This is a genomic window from Geothrix sp. 21YS21S-2, assembly GCF_030846775.1.
In the GTDB taxonomy this organism is placed as follows: Bacteria; Acidobacteriota; Holophagae; order Holophagales; family Holophagaceae; genus Mesoterricola.
Window position 1 is genome coordinate 1920699 of the sequence record NZ_CP132910.1, and the last position, 18833, is coordinate 1939531.

Sequence of the window (18833 nt, forward strand, 5' to 3'; positions counted from 1 at the left end):
AGGTGAGTGGAGAGGTGGGAATGCGGTAAAGAGTCTAGAACCGGTTACTGGATATCGCCATGAAGGTTGCCCTTGAAGGTGTCCCCGCCCATGTGGAGGACGCGCACCCCGTAGGGCGGCAGCGCGCTCACGGTGTACTGGGTGCCAGTCAATGAATTATTAGACTTCGTATCGCCCAGGATGGCCGCCACCGTCGCGCCCGCGGCCACGCCGCTGGTCGTGAGGTTCGTGAGCACCGCCGTCTGGACCGTGGGCGTGAGGTTGGCCACCACCACCACTCGCTCGGCGCCGGCGGACCGGATGTAGGCGAGGACCTTCGAGGGGCCCAGGTCGGTGGCGAGGGTCGCGTAGCTGCCCCGCAGGGCGGGATAGGCGGCGCGGGCCTTGTTCAGGTATTTGACCCAGCTCAGGATGGAATCCGGCTGTGCGGTCTGGGCGGTCACCGCCGCCCAGTCCATGGCCCCGCGCAGGTTCAGGTCCGTGCCCGACGCGCCCGTCATGCCCACCTCGTTGCCGTAGTAGATGATGGGGGTGCCGGGGGAGAGGAGGTTCAGCGCCTCGGCCAGGACGATCCTGGGGCGGCTGGCGGCGTACTGGGTGCCGGGCCGGGAGATCACGTTGTCGTGGTTCGAATCGAAGGTGGCGGAACGGAAGCCCGCGGGGTAGGTGTCCCGCTCGTACTCCCAAAGGGAGGTCAGCCTCGTGGCGTCCGGGCCGTTGATGGCGTTGAAGACCGCCCAGGGCGCGCTGAAGTCCAGGCACAGGTGGAACTCGTTCGCCCCGTTGCCGTAGTAGGGCGCGACGCCCGCCGCGTCGTTGGTCCAGGCCTCGGCGATCATCATCTTGCCGCTGTACCTGGCGGCGTCCCCGCCGGGACGGGGATGGGCGTTGCCGGGCGCCAGGTAGCCGTCGATCACCGACCGGAACTCCTGGAGCCGAGCGTGGGTGTCGGGCGTGTCGGCGGCCCTGCCGGGCCCCGACTCGCAGAGGTAGCGCACGGCATCCACCCGCATGCCGTCGAACCCGCGGTCCAGCCAGTAGCTCTCCACGGCCTGCATGGTGGAGCGCACCTCGGGATTGTAGTAGTTCAGGTCCGCGTCGCCGGAGAAGGCGCTGTAGTAGAAGGCGCCCTCGTATTCCTTCCAGACGTCCGAGGACGTGCCCCCGCCCCAGGGGAAGCCCCAGCCCGAAGGCAGGGTGGACTGCCAGACGTAGTAGTTCCGTTTGAGCGGGTCGTCCATCCAGGGATGCGACGCCGAGGTGTGGTTCGGGACGAAGTCGAAGATGATGCGCATGCCGCGGGCGTGCGTGGCGTCGATGAGGTTCTTCAGGTCGGACTTCAGGCCGAACCGGTTGTTGACGGCGTAGTAGTCGGTGGTGTCGTACCCATGCATGTTCGCGCCCTTGTAGGCGCACTCGAAGATGGGGGACAGCCAGATGGTGTTGACGCCAAGGGACTGGAGGTAGTCCAGCTTGCCCTGGAGGCCGGGCAGGTCGCCGATGCCGTCGTTGTAGATGCCGTCGGCGAAACTCTTGACCCAGACCTGGTAGATGATCGCGTCGTCGTACCAGCGCGGGGCGTTCTCCAGCTGCTGGCCGGGGGCGATGGTCGAGGTGTCCGCCGGGTACGCGGGGGCCGAGGTTCCCCCCCCACCCCCCGCGCATCCCAGCGGGCCCACGAGACCGAGTGTCGTTGCGAGGAGCCAGGTCAGGCGCATGGAGCCTCCCTTCGGCCCCCGGCGCGGATTCCCGCGCCGGGGACGGCTTGCGAAGATGCCGAAGGGGAGGCGTTCCATCCGTCAGTCCCCTTTTACCACCAGGCTTCGATCTGGGCGCCGAAGGTCACGCCCTGGGTGTCGGCGCCGAAGTGGCCTTCACCGACCTTGTTCCAGCTGTTCGCGTTCTGGTTCCACTGGCCGCGGGTCACGAAGATGCGGATGGAGGGACGGCTCCAGAAGGAGGCCTGGGGGCTCCACTGCAGGGCGAGGGTCTCCTTGAAGAGGTGCCGGTCCTCCTTCTCGTTGTCGAACTTCAGCTTGTCGTAGCCCAGTTCGGCGGCGATGGAGAAGTGCTTGGTGAAGAAGTACATCGGGCGCACGCCCACGGACTGCCACGTGTTGGTGTTGCCGGCCATGGAGTTCTTGCCGTTCTGCTTGCGGTAGATCGCGGTGGCGGCCACTTCGACGTTCTGCACGGGCTTGAAGTAGAGGGCGTCCATCACCATCCACCAGGTGTTCTCCGTCTTCACCTCGGGGTTGTACCAGTTCCAGAAGGTGTTGCCGTTGCCGTAGGTGGCGTAGACGCGGTTGTCGCCGCCGAGGACGTTGGACTGGTTGTAGATCAGGCTGTACTGGGTGCCCTTGTTGTTCATGCCGGCGGCGTCGGCCTTGGCGTCGCCGTGGGCGTCGTTGTACTGGTAGCCCAGGGTCAGGCTGCCTCCCTGCCAGAGCTTGATGTCGCTCATGCGCAGGTCGTGGGAGCCGATCACGAAGTGGCCGCTGCCGCCGACCCACTGGCTGTAGGGGGCGAGCTGGCCGCGGATGGCGCCGTTGTTCCAGTCGCTGGTGATGTTGCCGGAATCATGCTGGATGAAGGCGTAGTGGAACTTGGCGAAGCCCAGGTTCATGCCTTCCATGCCGACGCCGTCGCCGCTGTCGTTCCAGTACCACTGGTCGCGGAGGTGGAGATCCTGCCGCATGTAGAAGCGGCGGCCGGCCCACAGGGTGGCGTCCTTGAAGAACTGGCTCTTGCCGAAGATGCCGGAGGCCTCGCCCCAGGCCTCACGGACCCAAACCTGCTGGGTCTGGTTGCCGGCCTTGCTGTTGTCCACATCGCCGCCGGCGTCGGCCGAGGCGTCGCGCACCTGGTAGTAGCCGCGGAAGGAGGGGCGGAAGTGCAGCTTGAAGGATTCCTCGCCCTTGTCGTAGGCGCGCACGTCGAAGGCCAGCTCGAGGTAGTTGTCGGTCTCGTTGCCGAGCCGGTAGCCGGGGCCGCCGGTGGGGGAGCCCCCGGTGTTGGCGAGGAAGAAGGAGACCTGCTCACCGCCGTTGGAGGAACGGCCGACGCCGGAGCGCATGTAGCCGTGAAGGTCGAAGGTGTCCTGGGCGGCCAGGGTCCCGCAGGCGAGAGCCAGCGGCAGCGCAGCCAGGTAGAGTTTGTTCTTCATGGGATTGGCTCCTTGAAGATGCCGCATATGCGGCAGTGGTTGGGGTTACTGCTGGGTTGCGGGGCGTGATTGCCCGAAGAATCCGCCCCAGGGAGGCAGGCCCAGTCGCCGCCCGTGGAGCTGGGCGGGTTCCAGGCCATGGCCGTGGAGGGGATCGATGTGCGGAGGAAGGGTGAACTCGGCCGGGACGGGCCCGAGGTTGAAGACGGCGAGGATCGACTGCCCCGGGCTCTCCCGCCGCAGGACCAGAAGGGGTTCGGGGGCCCGGGGAAAGGTGATGGAGCCTTCGCGCAGGGCGGGCTGGCGGCGGCGCCAGGCCAGGAACGTGCGGTAGAAGTCGAGCACGGAGCCCGGTGCCTCGGCCTGCAGGGACACGGCCCTGGCCAGGTGCTCGGCGGGCATGGGCAGCCACGAGTCCACGCCGGAGAAGCCCCCGAAGGGCGCCTCGGGCGTCCAGGGGATGGGGGTGCGGCAGCCGTCGCGGCCCTTGAAGTCTGGCCAGAAGGCGATGCCATAGGGGTCGGTGAGGCGGTTCTTGGGCACCACGGCCTCGGTGAGGCCCAGTTCCTCGCCCTGGTAGACGCAGAAGGTGCCGCGCAGGGAGCCCAGCATGGCCAGGAGCACCTTGGGGAAGGCCGGATCCTGGGTGCCGTTGCCCCACCGGGTCACAACCCGCACGCAGTCGTGGTTGGAGAGGGACCAGCAGGCCCAGCCTCCGCCCTGCTTCACCCGCTTCTCGAAGGCTTCGACGGCCCCGCGGATGCGCGCCACGCTGAACTCGTCGGTGAGCAGGTGCATGCCGTAGGCCATGTGGAGCTTGTCGCCCCCACCGGTGTACTCGGCCATGGTCACCAGGGAGTCCTCGTCGCCCACCTCGCCCACGCTCACGGCGCCGTACGCGTCCAGCAGCTCCCGGAGGCGGCGCAGGAAGGGCAGGTTCTCGGGCCGGGTCTTGTCGTAGCGGTGCACCTGCATGCCGTAGGGGTTCCCGGGGCGCACGGAGGAGACCTCCAGGGCCTTGCCGCGGGCCGGCGGATTGTTGCGGAGCTGCGGATCGTGGAAGTGGAAGTTGCAGGCGTCGAAGCGGAACCCGTCGACCCCGCGCTCCAGCCAGAACCGGCATTCCTCCAGCATCTGGTCCTGCACGGCCTGGCAGTGGAAGTTGAGGTCCGGCTGGGACTCCAGGAAGTTGTGGAGGAAGTACTGGCGCCGGCGCGGCTCCCAGCCCCAGGCGGCCCCGCCGAAGACGGACTGCCAGTTGGAGGGCGGGGACCCGTCCGGCCTGGGGTCCGCCCACACGTACCAGTCGCTGCGGGCGTTGGTGCGGTTGGAGCGGCTCTCCTTGAACCAGGGGTGCTGGTCGGAGGAATGGGAGAGCACCTGGTCGATGAGCACCTTCAGGCCCAGGGCGTGGGCCTTGGCCACCAGTTCGTCGAAGTCTGCCAGATTCCCGAAGATGGGGTCGACGTTGCGGTAGTCGGACACGTCGTAGCCGAAGTCCCGCATGGGCGACGTGAAGAAGGGGGAGATCCAGATGGCCTCGATGCCCAGGTCGGCGATGTAGGGCAGGTGCGCGGTGATTCCCGGCAGGTCCCCGACGCCGTCGCCGTTGGTGTCCTGGAAGCTCCGGGGGTAGATCTGGTAGATCGAGGCTCCCCGCCACCATTCGGCCCGGCGGTTGCCCTGGTCTTCCGTGAACTGCGAGGTCATGATTCGTGTCCTTTTGGGCGCGCCCGGGTGTGCTTGACTGATTTGCTCAGCTACTCTAGTCGGAAGGAATGGCTGCAACCGGTTACAAAGTTCGGACGAAAAAGAAGGCCCGTTGGCCGTCTGCTTATGCGGGTGAGAATTCACCCTAGCGCTCAGGGGATGAAACCGGTTACAAAGAAGTCACGCAATGTTTGGCCAATCAAGGTAGGGTTGTCAACAAGAAATATTTAGTGCCTTGTTTTTCAGGAGGCTGCAATGCCCACCGCAAGCCCGGAACGGATCGTCCTCGCCGCGGACGTGGGGGGAACCAACCTGACCCTGGCCCTCCTGGCCGGGAGCCCGGGCCGGGTCCGGATGCTGCGCAAGGCGGCCTTCAGCACCGCCGCCGCGACCTCCCTGCTGGGGCCGCTCCGGAGCTTCCTGGACGGCTGCGCCGGGCTGGGGCCGCCGGTGGCCTTCTGCGTCTCCGCCGCCGGCCAGGTGCAGGACGGCAGGATCCAGCTCACCAACGCCGCCTGGGATATCGATGGCCCCGCCCTGGAAGCAGAGCTTGGCATCCCGGTGATGCTCGTGAACGACTTCACGGCCGTGGCCCAGGGCGTCCTGCTCCTGGACCCCGCGGACCGGGAGCAGCTGCTCCCCCTGCCCCACGGGAGCTCTCCCGAACCGGCTCCCGACCCCCAGGGCACCGTCCTGGTGGTCGGCGCGGGCACGGGCCTGGGCGTGGGTTTCATCACCCGAGGCACGGACGGGCCCCGTGTCCACCCCAGCGAAGGCGGCCACATCGGCCTGCCGATGACCGGCCCGGAGACGCTGGAGCTCTGGGAGCACCTCAGCCGGAAGTACCCGGGACCCCCGGGCGCCGAGACGGCCGTGTCGGGCCCCGGCATCGCGGCCCTCCACCGGTTCCTGGCCGAATCGGGGCGCTTTCCCGCGACCCCGGCCTCCGCGGCCATCCTCGCCCTGCCCGAGGCCCTGCGCCCCGGGGCCATCGCGGCGGAGCCGGGGGACCCGGCCTGCCGCAGGGCCATGGAGCTCTTCGTGGAGCTCTACGCCCGGGTCTGCGCCGAGCTCTGCGTGGCCTTCCTCCCCACGGGCGGGATCTTCCTGGCCGGGGGCATCGCCTCCAAGAACGCCGGGCTCCTCCTGGACGGCCGGCGTTTCATGTCGGCGTTCGACCGCAACTACCGGGAGCACCTCGACGGGATCACCCGGGCCACGCCCGTCCACATCGTCCGGGATTACGACGTGAGCCTCTATGGTGCCGCGGACACCGCCCTCCGCATGGGAAGACCATGAAGATCACCATCGGTGAAATCGCGCGCCAGGCCGCCGTATCCAAGGGCACCGTGAGCCGGGTCATCAACGGCAAGTCCACCGTGGCCGAGACCACCCGCAAGAACGTCCTGGCGGTGATGAAGCGCCTGGGCTACGAGCCCGACCCCATCGCCCGCGAACTCTCCATGCGCACCAAGCACACCCTGGGCATCTGGGTGGGGGCGGGCGAGAACCGGCTCTCCCCCTACTTCAACCTCATCTGGCGGGCGCTTCTGCGGGAGATGCAGGTGCGGGCCACCCAGGTGGTGGAGCTGCCCGAGGACATCAGCGGCGTGCGCACCCGCTTCGACGTGGTGCTGGTCTTCAACAGCGACGGGGTCGACGGGCGCCTGGAGCAGCTCCGGGAGCGGGGCGTGCCGGCGGTGCTCATCGGGCACCATCCCGGCATCTCCTGCGTGGCCCCCGACGACATGGGCGGCGGCCGCCTTGCGGCCCACAGCCTGCTTTCCCTGGGCCACCGGAACCTGCTCCACCTGACCGTCGAGTGCGAAGTCCAGTGGGCCCAGGACCGCGCCAACGGGTTCACGTCCGTGCTGGCCGGGTCCAGCCTCCCGGGAATCCGGGCGGCGACGGTGAAGGGCGAGGCCTCGGTCCTGGGCGGCTACCGCCTCATGCGGGACGCCTGGCGCCAGGGGCACCGCCCGACCGGGGTGTTCTGCGCCACGGACGAGATCGCCGTGGGAGCCCTGGGGGCCCTGGCGGACCTGGGGGTCCAGGTGCCCGGCCAGGTGTCGGTGCTGGGCTTCGACGGGCTCGTGGAGCTGCACCCCGGCCTGGCTTCCGTGGCCCAGGACATCCCGGCCATCGCCCACCAGGCGGTGTCCCTGGCCCTGGCCGCCATTGGCAAGGATACGGTCCACCAAACGATCGTTCCGGTGGCCCTCATCGAAGGTTCCACCCTGGGGCCCGCTCCGAAGGTATCCTAGAGCCTGCGAGGACGCCGCCATGACTCCCGACTCCGAGAAGCGAGAATTCACCAGGGTGCCCATCACCTTCGAGGTGCGCATCGCCGTCGAGGGGAGGCCCGTCGAAGGGGCCCGCGTCAAGGACCTCAGCATGAAGGGCATGCTCGTGCTCACCGCGGAGCGCCACCCCGTGGGCACGCCCTGCGAGGCGGTGATCTCGCTGGTCGAGGGCGAAGTGGAGATCCGCACCTCCGGCGTCGTCGCCGCGGAGAACCCGCTGGGCTTCGGCATGGAGTTCTCCACCATCGACGGATTGGAGAGCTACATCCACCTGAGGAACCTCGTCCTCTTCAACTCCCCGGACGTGGAGAAGGTCGAGGAGGAGTTCCAGGCCCACGCCGGGATCCGCCGGAAGGAATAGGGCCCCTTGTGGAGGGGGCGGGGCGGCCGCATAATGGCACGCCTCTCCCCACCTCAGGAATCCCCATGCGCGACCCCATCGGCCACGCGAAGTCAGCCCCTTCGCGCAACGTCTTCGAGACCCTCCTCCGCCGCTATGCCCGAACCAGCTACGCCGTGGTGGTGCTCCTGCTCTACCTCCTCGCGGCCACGGCCCTGGGCGCCGCCCTGGCCCCGGCCCTGGCCCTGACCCACCTCCTGTTCGGGTGGGCGTCCCGCCTGCCCTCCATCCCCGCCTGGCTCCTGCGGGGCTTCGCCGTGGCCCTGGCCTGGTTCGTCTTCGGCATGGCCCTCCTGGTGGTGGTGGCGGCCTACAACAAGGTCCTGCCCACCCGGGTGAAGCCCTACAAGGGCGGCTACTACACCCTGGACGCCGTACCCTGGTTCCTGCACAACGGCCTCTTCTACCTGGTGCGCTTCACCTTCATGCCCTTCGTGACCCTCACCCCCTACGGCGTCTGGTTCCTGAAGGCCATGGGCATGACAATCGGCCGCCACGCCTTCATCAATACCGAGTACATCAGCGACCCCTCCCTCATCACCGTGGGCGACGACGCCGTGATCGGAGGCAGCGTGCGGATCTTCGCCCACTACGGCGGGGGCGGCAACCTGGTGGTGGCCCCGGTCGTCGTGGGCCACCGCGCCACCCTGGGACTGGCCTGCTGCGTCATGGGGGACGTGATCATCGGCGACGACGCCGTCATCCTCCCCGAGAGCGTGGTCCTGCCCGGAAGCCGGGTCGGGGCGGGCGAGACCTGGGGCGGCGTGCCGGCGCGGCCCATCGCCAAGGGCGAGATGGACGCCTTCAAGAAGGTGATCCGGGGCGAAATCTAGGCTGCCCCTATACCTTGAACCCGTCCACCACGTGGCGGAGCCCCTCGGCCACGCCGGCGAGGTCGTCGGAGGTCTTGGTGATCTCCGAAACCGTCGCGGACAGCTCCTGGGTGGCCGACGCGTTCTGGGCGAGGCCCTGGGCGGTGTGGGCCATGCGCTGGGCGACGTCGCGGCTGGTCTCCTCCTGGGCCCGGCTGAGGCTGCCGATCTCCTGGATGCTGGCGGCGATGCCGGTGATGCGCTCGCCGATGGCCCGCAGGTTGTCCACGCTGACCTTGACGCCCTCCACCCCGCCTGCCACGGCGTCCTGGGTGCGCTGGTTGAGCTCGGCGATCTCCAGCGCCGCGGAGCGGGACCGCTCGGCGAGCTTGCGCACCTCCTCGGCCACCACGGCGAAGCCCTTGCCCGCGCTGCCGGCCTTGGCCGCCTCGATGGCGGCGTTCAGGGACAGCAGGTTGGTCTGGCGCGCGATGTCCTGGATCACCTGAACGGCCTTGACGACCTGGCTCGTGGCCTCCCGGATCTCCTCCATGCCGTGGGCGGCGCCCTGCCCCGCCTCGGCGCCCCGGGCGGTGTCCTCCACGGCCCTGTCGGACTGGGCCGAGGTCTGGCCCGTGCGCTCCCGCATGGTCTCGACGTTGGCGCTCAGGCTCTTCATGGCCTGGGAGACCTGGTCCCCGGCGCCCTTGAGCTCCTCGCTGACCCGGGCGATGTCATGGACCGCCCGGGCCATTTCCTGGGAGGTGGCGGCCAGCTCCGCGCTGCCCGAGGCCACGCGCTCGGCGTAGCTGGCGATGTCCCGCACCGTCGTGCGCATCTTTCCGTTGTAGCCGTTGAAGGCGTCCGCGGCCTCGCCGATCTCGTCCTTGGTGGCCACGTCGATGCGCTTGGAGAGGTCGCTGTCGCGCAGGCCCTGGACCAGCTGGAGGAGGGGCCTGACCATGGCCCGGGAGCGGTTGCGGGAGATGTAGGCCGCCAGTGCGGCCACCACCAGGGCGCCGCCCAGGAGCGCGAAGGAGATGCGCCACATCTCGGCGTTGACGTCGTCCACGTAGATCCCGGCGCCCACCACCCAGTCCCAGTCCGGCACGCGCTTGGCGAAGGCCGATTTCGGGAAGAGGCCCTCCTTGCCGGGCTTGCCGTAGGGGTAGTCGTAGAAGCCCCCTTCGGGCACGCTGGAGGCCTCCCGCAGGGCCTTGACGATCCCCAGGGTGGCCGCGGGAAGCTCGTTCGAGGGCTTGTTCTCAAGCTGCTTGGCCAGGGGCAGGACCAGGATCGTGTGGTTGGGCCCATGAATGAATACGTAATTCTTGTCGGCGAACCGGATGGCGTTCACCAGTTCCTTGGCCCGCTTCTGGGCCTCCTCCTGGCTCATTCGCCCGGCCTTTGCCTCGGCCGCCAGGCCCGCCACCTGGGCCTGGGCGCTTTCGACCACGTTCCGGAGCCCCTCCTTCTTGGCGCCCAGCAGGAGGGAGTGGACCGTCGGCAGCATGTAGGCCGCGATGAGGACGAGGAAGCCGGCCACGGGGATCATGGCGGTGCCGAACACCTTGCCCGCCAAGGACTGGAAATAGGACCGCATCGACGTGCCTGCCATTGGGACCTCCCAGGTATGGACAATTTGAATGGCACAAAGCTAACACTCTTTTCCGGAGATGCCAGGGAAGGGATCGGCACCCCGCAAGAATCGGGTCGCCCTCCGGGCCCCCCCTGCCCCATGCTTGCCCTTCCCCCGGAGGTGCACCATGGAGAGCGCGAATCCCGACCAGCCCGCCCTGGAGGCCGCCCTGCGGCATTCGGTGGCCTACCTCCGGTCCCTGGCGACGGCCCCCGTGGGCGCAACCCGGACCCTCGAGGAACTGCGGGACCGCCTGGCGGGTCCCCTGCCTCCGTGCGCCACCGATCCCGAGCAGGTGATCGACGAGCTGGCGGCGGGCGTGGAGGGCGGCCTCCTGGGCAGCGCCGGCGGACGGTTCTTCGCCTGGGTCATCGGGGGCTCCGTGCCCTCGGCCCTGGCCGCGGACTGGCTCACGTCCGCCTGGGACCAGAACGCGGCCCTCTACGCCTGCTCCCCGGCGGAGGCGGTCATCGAGGAGGTGTGCGGCGCCTGGCTCAAGGAGCTCCTGGGGCTGCCTCCGGACGCCAGTTTCGCCCTGACCACCGGCTGCCAGATGGCGCATTTCACGTGCCTCGCCGCCGCCCGGAACGCGGTGCTTTCGGCCCGGGGCTGGGACGTCGAGCGGATGGGGCTCGCGGGCGCGCCCCCCATCCGCGTGCTCTGCAACAGCCACGCCCACGGCTCCGCCTTGCGCGTTCTCCGGTTCCTGGGCCTGGGCACCGACTGCGCCCGGAACCTGGAGGTGAACGACCGGGGCCAGGTCGAGCCCGCCGCCCTGGAGCGGGCCCTGGCGTCCTGCCCGGACCCGGCCATCGTCCTGCTCTGCGCGGGCGACATCAACATGGGCGCCTTCGACCGCTTCCGGGAGCTCATCGCCATCGCCCGCGCCTTTGGAGCCTGGGTCCACGTCGATGGCGCCTTCGGATTGTGGGCCAACGCCAGCCCGACCCACCGCCATCTCCTGGAGGGCGTGGAGGGCGCCGATTCCTGGGCCACCGACGGCCACAAGTGGCTGAACGTACCCTACGACTCGGGCTACGCCTTCGTGGCGGCCGGATCCGCCCACCGGGCTTCCATGTCCATGCGCGCAAGCTATCTCACCCATGCCGAAGAGGCCCGCGACCCCTTCGACTGGAACCCGGAATGGTCCCGGCGCGGACGGGGCGTGGCCACCTACGCGGCCATCCGCGAACTGGGGCGGCGCGGCGTGGCGGCCCTGGTGGACCGGTGCTGCCTCCACGCCCGGGCCCTGGTGGCCGGAATGGGGGCCCTCGAGGGGGCCGAGGTCATGTGGGAACCCGTGATCAACCAGGGACTCCTGCGCTTCCCGGATCCCCGTCCCGGCGCCAGCCAGGAGGACCACGACGCCCACACCGACCGGATCATCGCGGAGATCGTGGGCACCGGCAGGGTCTTTGTGGGCGGCACCACCTGGCGCGGCCGGCGGTGCATGCGCATCTCCGTTTGCAACTGGCGCACCACGGAGGCCGACGTTGCCGTGGCCGTGGCGGCCGTCAGGGACGTCCTTGCCGCGGAGAGAGGTTGACCCTCGAGCCGGAGACGCCCCGGAGCGCAGCCCGTGCCGAGGGACACCACGATGGCCGTGCGCGCCGCGACGAGGGCGGCGAGGGCCGGAGGAAGCACCTTGAGGCCGGAGCGGTGCGCCCCTTACGCCCAGAAGCCGGCGTAGCCGAGCCCTTCGGCGATCCCCGCCGGCGCTGCGAGGATCCCGGAATCCGTGAGCGGCCGAAGGAGGAAGCCCCCCGCCGAGGATGAGGCAGGCCCGCCCGGATTCCAGGGCCGCGACCCGCGCCTCCAGGGAGGCCAGCCGGGCAAGGAGTTCGCTGGAGGTGTCGATGGAACCGCCGACCAGGGTGGCCACCCCGGGGAACGATTGTTTATTTGAGATTGGAAACGCCTTTATTTCTGATCCCCCGGTTCCCTGCGTCAAGGGCCCATGTCGGGAAGGGTGCTTGGGCTCGGATCCGGGCCTTTCCCCATGAATCGGGGTCCCCGTCATCGGAACCTGCCCCGGGGTAATACAGCTCCTTGTGATGCACGGCACATATGAATGTTCAAACATCATCCTGGTCAAAAAAGATCCGATACTCCGCAATTGACAACCCCGGGACACATGGGATAGTTCACGCACTCATTCTCAATCCAGGCTTCCATCCAGGGGCCCCCGTTCCCGGAAACGTCCTTCTTCGCGGGCCCCCCACCGGGTCCGGCCCTGGCACGACATGGCCCCTGTCCGAGGAGACGAAATGCCCTCATCCGCCCCGCGCGCCCTGCGGCCGATCCTGTCCGGACTGCTGGCCATGGGCACCCTGCTCCGGGCCACGCCGCCGGCTTCGCCGGTGGTGGACCACCGTGACTTCCAGGCGCCGCCCCCGCCCTTCTCGGACGGCATCTTCCCCTGCTCCTCCTGCCACGATCCCAAGGCCATGGCGCCCAATCCCAAGCGCCGGCCCCTGGAGGGCATGCATGCCGACATCGAGCTCCGGCACGGGCCCGAAAGCCGCTGGTGCCTGGACTGCCACGACCTCAAGGACCGCGACCGGCTCCACCTGGTGAACGGCGAGAAGCTCGACTTCACGGCCTCCTACCTGCTCTGCGGCCAGTGCCACGGCGACAAGCTCCGGGACTGGCGCGTGGGCGTCCACGGCAAGCGCACCGGGAGCTGGAACGGCGCCAAGCAGTACCTCCTCTGCGTCCACTGCCACAACCCCCACTCGCCTCGCTTCAAGGCCCTCAGGCCCCTGCCGCCGCCGGTGCCGCCTGACCAGATCAGGGCCCGAAGATGATCCCCCCCGAACCGGAGAAGACGATGAGCGACGCTACCAGCCGGTCCCTGCGCATGACGAGACGCGGCCTCCGGCCCGCCGGTTCCCGGCGCGCCTTCCTTGGCGGCGCCCTGGCCGCGGTGGCGGGAGCCCTGGCCACGGGCTGCGGCAGGGAGGGCATGGAGGCCTTCCTCCAGCACAATTTCCGCGAGCTCTCCAGGGACGAGCTGGACAGGATCATCAAGCGCCTGGAAGGCGAGGCCAAGCGCAGGTACGGGAAGAAGATCCGCATCGGCAAGGAGCCCGCGATGCAGGGCGTGGTCTTCGGCTACGCCCTGGACCTCTCCCGGTGCATCGGCTGCCGCCGCTGCGTCCATGCCTGCGTCCAGGAGAACAACCCGTCCCGGAGCCCTGAGATCCAGTGGATCCGGGTCCTGCAGATGGAGAAGGAGAAGGGCGTCGACCTGGAGGCGGCGGACGCCTACTACAACCCGGAGGAGGTGCCCCAGGAAGGCCACTTCTACATGCCCGTCCAGTGCCAGCAGTGCAAGAACCCGCCCTGCGTGAAGGTCTGCCCCGTGGGCGCCACCTGGAAGGACCCGGACGGCATCGTCGTCATCGACTACAACTGGTGCATCGGGTGCCGCTACTGCATGGCGGCCTGCCCCTACGGAGCCCGCCACTTCAACTGGGGCGAGCCCACGGTGCAGCCGGCCGACCTCAACCCCGAGACGCACTACCTGGGCAACCGCCCGCGCCCCAAGGGCGTGGTGGAGAAGTGCACCTTCTGCATCCAGCGCACCCGCAAGGGCCTCTACCCGGCCTGCGTGGAGGTGTGCCCCACAGGCTCCCGGAAGTTCGGCAACCTGGCCGACCCGAAGAGCGAGATCCGCTACATCCTCGAGAACAAGCGGGTCTTCGTCTTCAAGGGGGAACTCAATACCCAACCGAAATTCTTCTACTTCTACGGGGTGTGAGGCCATGGAGACGCTGCGGACGTTCGGCCATTTCACCATCGACAGCCTCCCGCTCGTCCTCAAGGGGGACCGCTACTACTACGCCTGGGTCGCCTTCCTCCTGCTTCTCATGGCGCTGGGCGGCTTCGCCTACGCGGGCCAGGTGCGCGAGGGCCTCATCGTCACCAACATGCGCGACCAGGTGTCCTGGGGCTTCTACATCGGCAACTTCACCTTCCTGGTGGGCGTGGCCGCGGCGGCCATCATGCTGGTCATCCCCGCCTACGTCTACCACTGGGGCCCCATCAAGGAGATCACGCTCCTGGGCGAGCTCCTGGCCGTGAGCGCCCTGGTCATGTGCCTGGGCTTCGTCCTGGTGGACATCGGCAGGGTGGACCGGTTCTGGCACATCATCCCCTTCGTGGGCCGCCTCAACCTGCCCAGCTCCCTCCTGGCCTGGGACGTGCTCGCCCTCAACGGCTACCTCCTCCTCAACTGGACGGTGGTGACCTACCTCCTCTACTGCAGCTACACGGGCAAGGAATACAACAAGTCCGTCGTCATCCCCCTGGTCCTGAGCTCCATCCCCATGGCCGTGAGCATCCACACGGTCACCGCATTCCTCTACAACGGACTGGCGGCACGCCCTTTCTGGAACTCCGCCATCCTCGCGCCGCGCTTCCTGGCTTCGGCCTTCTGTTCGGGCCCCGCGATCCTGCTCATCCTCCTGCAGATCCTGCGAAGGACCACCCGGCTCAAGGTGCAGGACGAGGCCATCTTCAAGGTGGCCGAGCTCATGGCCTACACCATGGGTTTCAACCTCCTGCTCACCGTCGCGGAGGTCTTCAAGGAGTTCTACTCCAACACCGAGCACCTGGTGTTCATCAGGTACCTCTTCTTCGGCCTCAAGGGCCACAACGGCCTGGTGCCCTTCGCCTGGGCCTCCATCCTCACGGGCGTCGTCGCCTTCCTCCTCTTCCTCATACCGAAGACACGCACCAACTGGGTGACCCTCAACATCGGCTGCGTGCTGATCTACGCGTCGGTCTACATCGAGAAGGGCATGGCGCTGATCATCCCGGGCCTCACCCCCGACGTGCTGGGCGACATCTACGTCTACCGGCCCTCCCTCACGGAGCTCCTCGTGGCCGCGGGGATCTTCGCGATGGGGTTCCTGGTGTTCACGCTCATGCTCAAGATCGCGGTGCCCATCATGCTGGGGGAGTTCACCGGCCGGAAAGCGGAATAGGTGTCAAACCGTCCAATCTTCAACCACTTATAATTCATAGTTGACAAGTCAAGAAATCCCATGAAGATTGCCACACCAAAGGCAATCCCATGGCCGAACTCTGGATCCGCCTACCCGACCGGGCCCCCGTCAAACTCGGGCGCGAGCACGCGGCCCTCACCATCGGCCGGGACCCCGCCAACGACGTGGTGCTCGAGGACTCCAGCCTCTCCCGCAACCATGCCCGGCTGACGTGGCGGGACGGCATGGCGATGCTGGAGGACCTGGGTTCCCGCAACGGCACCCTGGTCAACGGCGACCGGATCCTGGAGCCCCGCCAGGTCAGGGGGGGCGACGAGATCATCTTCGGGCGGCTCTCCATCCGCCTCGAGGAGGGCCCGGACATCCCCGCGGGCCTGGACTCCAGCGTCTCCTTCCTCATGGACGTGGACCGGCTGAGGTCCTCGTCCCCGGGCACGCTCGACACCGGCACCGCCAGGCGTTGGAAGGAGGCCCTGGACATCGTCCACGCCCTCAGCCTGGACATGCTGGGCGACGTCTCCACCGAGATGATGCTTTGGGACCTGCTGGAGCGGCTCTACGCCTACCTGAAGCCGGGCCGGGGCGCGGTGCTCCTGCGCAACGGGAAGGGGCCCATGACCCAGGTGGCCGCGCGGTCCCGCTCGCGGGGCCACGACTTCCAGGTCGAGCTGTCGAAGACGATGCTCGAGGCAGCCGTGGAGCGCAGGGAGGCCCTCCTCATCAACAATCCCATGCTGGACTCCAAGCTGGCGCAGGCCCAGTCGATCATGTCCAGCGGCGTGACCTCCATCATGACCGTGCCCCTGGAGCACGGCGGCGAGGTGGTGGGCATCATCTACATGGACGCCGGGCCCATGCGCGGCGCGTTCACCGAGGAGGACCTCCGCCTGGTGGCGGTGGTCAGCCACATGGCCGCCGCCAAGATCCGCACCACCCGGCTCCTGGAGGAGCTGGTCGTCAAGCAGGCCATGCAGAAGGAGATGGAGGTGGCCCGCAGGATCCAGGAGCGGCTGCTCCCGGACCGCTGCCCCGAGCTGGAAGGCTTCGAGCTCTTCGGGATCAACGTGGCGTGCTGGAACGTCTCGGGCGACCTCTACGGGTTCTGGCCCGGCCCCGACGGGAAGACCTGGATGGCCATCGCCGACGTCTCCGGCAAGGGCATCGGCCCAGGGCTCCTCATGGCCACCTTCCAGGCCCTCATGCAGGCCTGGACCGAGGGCGCCGAGGATCCCGCCGTCCTCGCCAAGAAGATCAGCCTGGCCCTCAGCAAGCGCACCACGGCCAACCGCTTCATCACGGCCTTCCTGGGCCTGCTCGACCCGGTGGCCAGGACCATAGCCTACGTCAATGCCGGGCACAACCCCATCCCCGTGCTGCGCGCGGATGGCACGATCGAGGAGCTCGCCTCCCAGGGCTTCCCGCTGGCCATGTTCCCCGGCACCGAGTACGGCCAGGGCGTCGTCCGCCTGGAGGCCGGGGACCTGCTTTTCCTGTACACGGACGGCATCACCGAGGCCGCAGACCCGCAGGGGGTCGAATTCGATCTCGGGATGGTCTGCCGGACCCTCAGGACCCTGGGCGCGCTGCCTCTTCCCGACCTGAACCAGGGCCTGGCCTCCGCCCTCCAGGAGCACACCCGGGGCGCGGCCGCGACCGATGACCGGACCATCGTGATGGTAAGACGCTCCTAGGAGGGGACCCATGGACTTCGTAGACCCCGCGGCCATCGGGCGGTACACGGTCCTGGAGCGGCTGGGTGCCGGGGCCATGGGCGTGGTCTACCTGGCCCAGGACCCGCTCCTGAAGCGCCGCGTCGCCGTGAAGATCGTCCAGAAGACCCGCTCGGATTCGGAGACCATGATCGCGCGGTTCCAGCGGGAGTCCGAGATCAGCGCCCAGCTCAACCAGGCCAACATCATCACGGTCTTTGACGTGGGCGAGGATCCCGAGGTCGGCCCCTTCCTGACCATGGAGTTCGTGGACGGAAGTTCGCTCTCCAAGATCCTCTCGGAGCGGACCCTGGACCCCGCGACCGCCCTGGACTGGCTCACACAGCTCGGCCAGGCCCTGGTGGCCGCGGAACGCGCCGGGGTGGTCCACCGGGACATCAAGCCCGAGAACATCCTGGTGAGCAGGGACTCCCAGCTCAAGCTCACCGACTTCGGCCTCGCCCGGGACGACGACAGCAGCCTCACCCACACCGGCACCATGATGGGCACGCCCACCCACACCGCGCCCGAGCTCCTCGGGGGCGACCGCGCGACGCCCGCCACGGACCGCTGGGCCTTCTCGGTGATGGCGTTCCAGATGGTGCTGGGCACCCTCCCCCACCCGGGGGAGACCCTTTCGTCCGTGCTGAGCTCCATCGCCCACGATCCGCCCGCCATCCCCCCCGGCACCCCCGCCCCCCTCGCCCGGGTCTTCTTCAAGGCGCTCCACAAGGACCCCACCCGCCGCTACGAGTCCGTCCTGGCCTTCCTCACCGCCCTCGCCGAGGCCATGGGCCTCAAGGACAAGCTGGTCACCCGGGGCCTTGCCCCCGAAGGCGGCGCGGGGTCCTCCCATCCGTCCTCCCCCAAGCTGCAGCGGCCCGACGAGACGGAGGCCTTCGCCCTGCCCGCCCCTGCCGCGACCGGCGGCCACGCAGCGACGGCCGCCCCCAGGGCCCGCGCTGCGGCGTCCCCCGCAAAGCCTGTGGCCCCCCTCACCGGCCCTCCCCCGGGCCTCTTCAAGGGCGACGCCGCCTCCCCCAACGAAAGCGCCCCCCCGCGGAACTCCACCCCCCAGGGCATCACGCTGGCCGGGTACACCTCCAAGTCCCACCCCAAGGGCTGGACCCCCATCCTCACCCCGGCCCGCTCCGGCCGCAGCGGCCAGGCGGTCTGGGTCGTGGGCGCCATGGCCGCCGCGGCCCTCTCCTTCTTCTTCTTCTTCCCGCGGTCCATCAGCATCCAGACCACCCCCCCCAGGGCCCAGGTCCTGCTGGACGGCAAGCCCGTGGGCGAGACGCCCTACAACGGCTCCGTCTCGTTCGGCACGCACCTCCTGGAAGTGCGGCTGAACGGCTACGACACCCTCGTCCAGGAGGTCCGCGCCGGCCAGCCCCCGCTGGATCTGGCCCTCCAGCCCGCCACGTCCTGGGCCGACATCCGCAGCACGCCCCCCGGGGCCACCGTGACCCTGGACGGACGCAGCCTGGGAACGACGCCCTGCGACGGCGTCCGCGTGCCGGACAACCCCGCTGTGCTGGTGGTGTCCCTGCGCGGGTTCAAGCGCTGGGAAGGGAAGCTTGGGCCCGGACGGAAACCGCCGGTGCCGATCGTGCTGAGGAAGGAAGGGAAATAGGGCCTTGGCCGAGGGATTGAAATAAATTAAATCGCCATTTAGTTGAATTATTTTATCAGTCGATCACGATGAATGGGTTCCCCATCCGGAACGCCTGCTTGCGAGGCCTTTCCCCGCTGCATACACATATCCACCTGAGAAGCGTTCCCGCAATTGCGGGAATGCCAATGCCTGATTGCCCAGCCGGCGTCGGGCCAGGGGGATTCCATGCAAAGGCAACGCCACATAGGCTCTTCCGCTTCTCCGGGATGGCCGGTCGGTGCATTCAAGCTAATTGCCATTCTAGCGTTCCAAATGGCGTTCTTACCAGCTGGAGAACGGAGTATTTCAGCATCCGCCTTGGAGGTCGATCCCGGCACGGGGTGCGTCACGCTGCGAATCCCCCTGGGTCCCGGAGTGGGCGGTCCCGGCTTCACGTACGTCCCCTCCCTGATCGGACGCTTCGC

The 18833-nt window shown here is 68.4% G+C and carries 14 protein-coding genes; 10 read left to right on the forward strand and 4 right to left on the reverse strand.

The annotated features are described in order from the left end of the window. Positions 1-44 precede the first annotated feature (44 nt). From RAH40_RS08665 to RAH40_RS08675, 3 genes are all read right to left on the reverse strand, one after another. Positions 45-1718, reverse strand: coding sequence for an alpha-amylase family glycosyl hydrolase (locus tag RAH40_RS08665; RefSeq protein ID WP_306601700.1), 1674 nt, complete (start codon positions 1716-1718; stop codon positions 45-47). A gap of 92 nt (positions 1719-1810) precedes the next feature. Then, positions 1811-3166, reverse strand: coding sequence for a carbohydrate porin (locus RAH40_RS08670; RefSeq protein ID WP_306601701.1), 1356 nt, complete (start codon positions 3164-3166; stop codon positions 1811-1813). A gap of 45 nt (positions 3167-3211) precedes the next feature. Beyond that, a complete protein-coding gene (locus tag RAH40_RS08675; RefSeq protein ID WP_306601702.1) occupies positions 3212-4876 on the reverse strand; it encodes an alpha-amylase family glycosyl hydrolase in 1665 nt (554 codons plus the stop codon). Between the two features lie 255 nt (positions 4877-5131). Between RAH40_RS08675 and RAH40_RS08680 the strand changes: the two genes are divergently transcribed. The 4 genes from RAH40_RS08680 (at position 5132) to RAH40_RS08695 (ending at position 8412) form a co-directional block, all read left to right on the forward strand. Beyond that, positions 5132-6175: a glucokinase gene (locus tag RAH40_RS08680; RefSeq protein ID WP_306601703.1), complete on the forward strand. Its 1044-nt coding sequence runs from the start codon at positions 5132-5134 to the stop codon at positions 6173-6175. Continuing rightward, positions 6172-7140 (forward strand): LacI family DNA-binding transcriptional regulator, encoded by a 969-nt coding sequence (locus tag RAH40_RS08685; RefSeq protein ID WP_306601704.1) that lies wholly within the window; start codon positions 6172-6174, stop codon positions 7138-7140. Before RAH40_RS08680 ends, RAH40_RS08685 begins: the two co-directional genes overlap by 4 nt. A 19-nt stretch (positions 7141-7159) precedes the next feature. After that, complete coding sequence (locus RAH40_RS08690; RefSeq protein ID WP_306601705.1) at positions 7160-7540, forward strand: PilZ domain-containing protein; 381 nt, start codon at positions 7160-7162, stop codon at positions 7538-7540. A 65-nt stretch (positions 7541-7605) separates the two neighbouring features. Next, positions 7606-8412, forward strand: a complete 807-nt coding sequence (locus RAH40_RS08695) for a hypothetical protein (protein ID WP_306601706.1) — start codon at positions 7606-7608, stop codon at positions 8410-8412. 7 nt (positions 8413-8419) lie between these two features. On the opposite strand, the gene RAH40_RS08700 is transcribed toward RAH40_RS08695, so the two are convergent. After that, positions 8420-10009 (reverse strand): methyl-accepting chemotaxis protein, encoded by a 1590-nt coding sequence (locus RAH40_RS08700; protein ID WP_306601707.1) that lies wholly within the window; start codon positions 10007-10009, stop codon positions 8420-8422. Between the two features lie 148 nt (positions 10010-10157). On the opposite strand from RAH40_RS08700, the gene RAH40_RS08705 reads away from it, so the two are divergent. The 6 genes from RAH40_RS08705 to RAH40_RS08730 all read left to right on the forward strand — a co-directional run bounded on the left by RAH40_RS08705 (position 10158) and on the right by RAH40_RS08730 (position 18387). Further along, a complete protein-coding gene (locus tag RAH40_RS08705) occupies positions 10158-11576 on the forward strand; it encodes a pyridoxal-dependent decarboxylase (protein WP_306601708.1) in 1419 nt (472 codons plus the stop codon). A 721-nt stretch (positions 11577-12297) separates the two neighbouring features. Beyond that, positions 12298-12837 carry a hypothetical protein gene (locus RAH40_RS08710; protein ID WP_306601709.1) on the forward strand — a complete coding sequence of 180 codons (540 nt, stop codon included), beginning with the start codon at positions 12298-12300 and terminating at the stop codon, positions 12835-12837. 23 nt (positions 12838-12860) lie between these two features. After that, positions 12861-13793 (forward strand): 4Fe-4S dicluster domain-containing protein, encoded by a 933-nt coding sequence (locus RAH40_RS08715; RefSeq protein WP_306601710.1) that lies wholly within the window; start codon positions 12861-12863, stop codon positions 13791-13793. A gap of 4 nt (positions 13794-13797) precedes the next feature. Beyond that, positions 13798-15021, forward strand: coding sequence for a sulfate reduction electron transfer complex DsrMKJOP subunit DsrP (gene dsrP, locus RAH40_RS08720; protein WP_306601711.1), 1224 nt, complete (start codon positions 13798-13800; stop codon positions 15019-15021). Positions 15022-15110: 89 nt separating this feature from the next. After that, positions 15111-16733 carry a SpoIIE family protein phosphatase gene (locus RAH40_RS08725; RefSeq protein WP_306601712.1) on the forward strand — a complete coding sequence of 541 codons (1623 nt, stop codon included), beginning with the start codon at positions 15111-15113 and terminating at the stop codon, positions 16731-16733. A 10-nt stretch (positions 16734-16743) separates the two neighbouring features. Continuing rightward, entirely contained in the window at positions 16744-18387 is a 1644-nt protein-coding gene (locus RAH40_RS08730) for a serine/threonine-protein kinase (protein ID WP_306601713.1), read from the forward strand. The last annotated feature ends 446 nt before the right edge of the window (positions 18388-18833 follow it).

Excerpts from the sequence above, each read along its gene's own strand:
- RAH40_RS08665 (WP_306601700.1), bottom strand. The coding sequence starts at position 1,718 with ATGCGCCTGACCTGGCTCCTCGCAACGACACTCGGTCTCGTGGGCCCG.
- RAH40_RS08670 (WP_306601701.1), bottom strand. The coding sequence starts at position 3,166 with ATGAAGAACAAACTCTACCTGGCTGCGCTGCCGCTGGCTCTCGCCTGC.
- RAH40_RS08675 (WP_306601702.1), bottom strand. The coding sequence starts at position 4,876 with ATGACCTCGCAGTTCACGGAAGACCAGGGCAACCGCCGGGCCGAATGG.
- RAH40_RS08680 (WP_306601703.1), top strand. The coding sequence starts at position 5,132 with ATGCCCACCGCAAGCCCGGAACGGATCGTCCTCGCCGCGGACGTGGGG.
- RAH40_RS08685 (WP_306601704.1), top strand. The coding sequence starts at position 6,172 with ATGAAGATCACCATCGGTGAAATCGCGCGCCAGGCCGCCGTATCCAAG.
- RAH40_RS08690 (WP_306601705.1), top strand. The coding sequence starts at position 7,160 with ATGACTCCCGACTCCGAGAAGCGAGAATTCACCAGGGTGCCCATCACC.
- RAH40_RS08695 (WP_306601706.1), top strand. The coding sequence starts at position 7,606 with ATGCGCGACCCCATCGGCCACGCGAAGTCAGCCCCTTCGCGCAACGTC.
- RAH40_RS08700 (WP_306601707.1), bottom strand. The coding sequence starts at position 10,009 with ATGGCAGGCACGTCGATGCGGTCCTATTTCCAGTCCTTGGCGGGCAAG.
- RAH40_RS08705 (WP_306601708.1), top strand. The coding sequence starts at position 10,158 with ATGGAGAGCGCGAATCCCGACCAGCCCGCCCTGGAGGCCGCCCTGCGG.
- RAH40_RS08710 (WP_306601709.1), top strand. The coding sequence starts at position 12,298 with ATGCCCTCATCCGCCCCGCGCGCCCTGCGGCCGATCCTGTCCGGACTG.
- RAH40_RS08715 (WP_306601710.1), top strand. The coding sequence starts at position 12,861 with ATGAGCGACGCTACCAGCCGGTCCCTGCGCATGACGAGACGCGGCCTC.
- dsrP (WP_306601711.1), top strand. The coding sequence starts at position 13,798 with ATGGAGACGCTGCGGACGTTCGGCCATTTCACCATCGACAGCCTCCCG.
- RAH40_RS08725 (WP_306601712.1), top strand. The coding sequence starts at position 15,111 with ATGGCCGAACTCTGGATCCGCCTACCCGACCGGGCCCCCGTCAAACTC.
- RAH40_RS08730 (WP_306601713.1), top strand. The coding sequence starts at position 16,744 with ATGGACTTCGTAGACCCCGCGGCCATCGGGCGGTACACGGTCCTGGAG.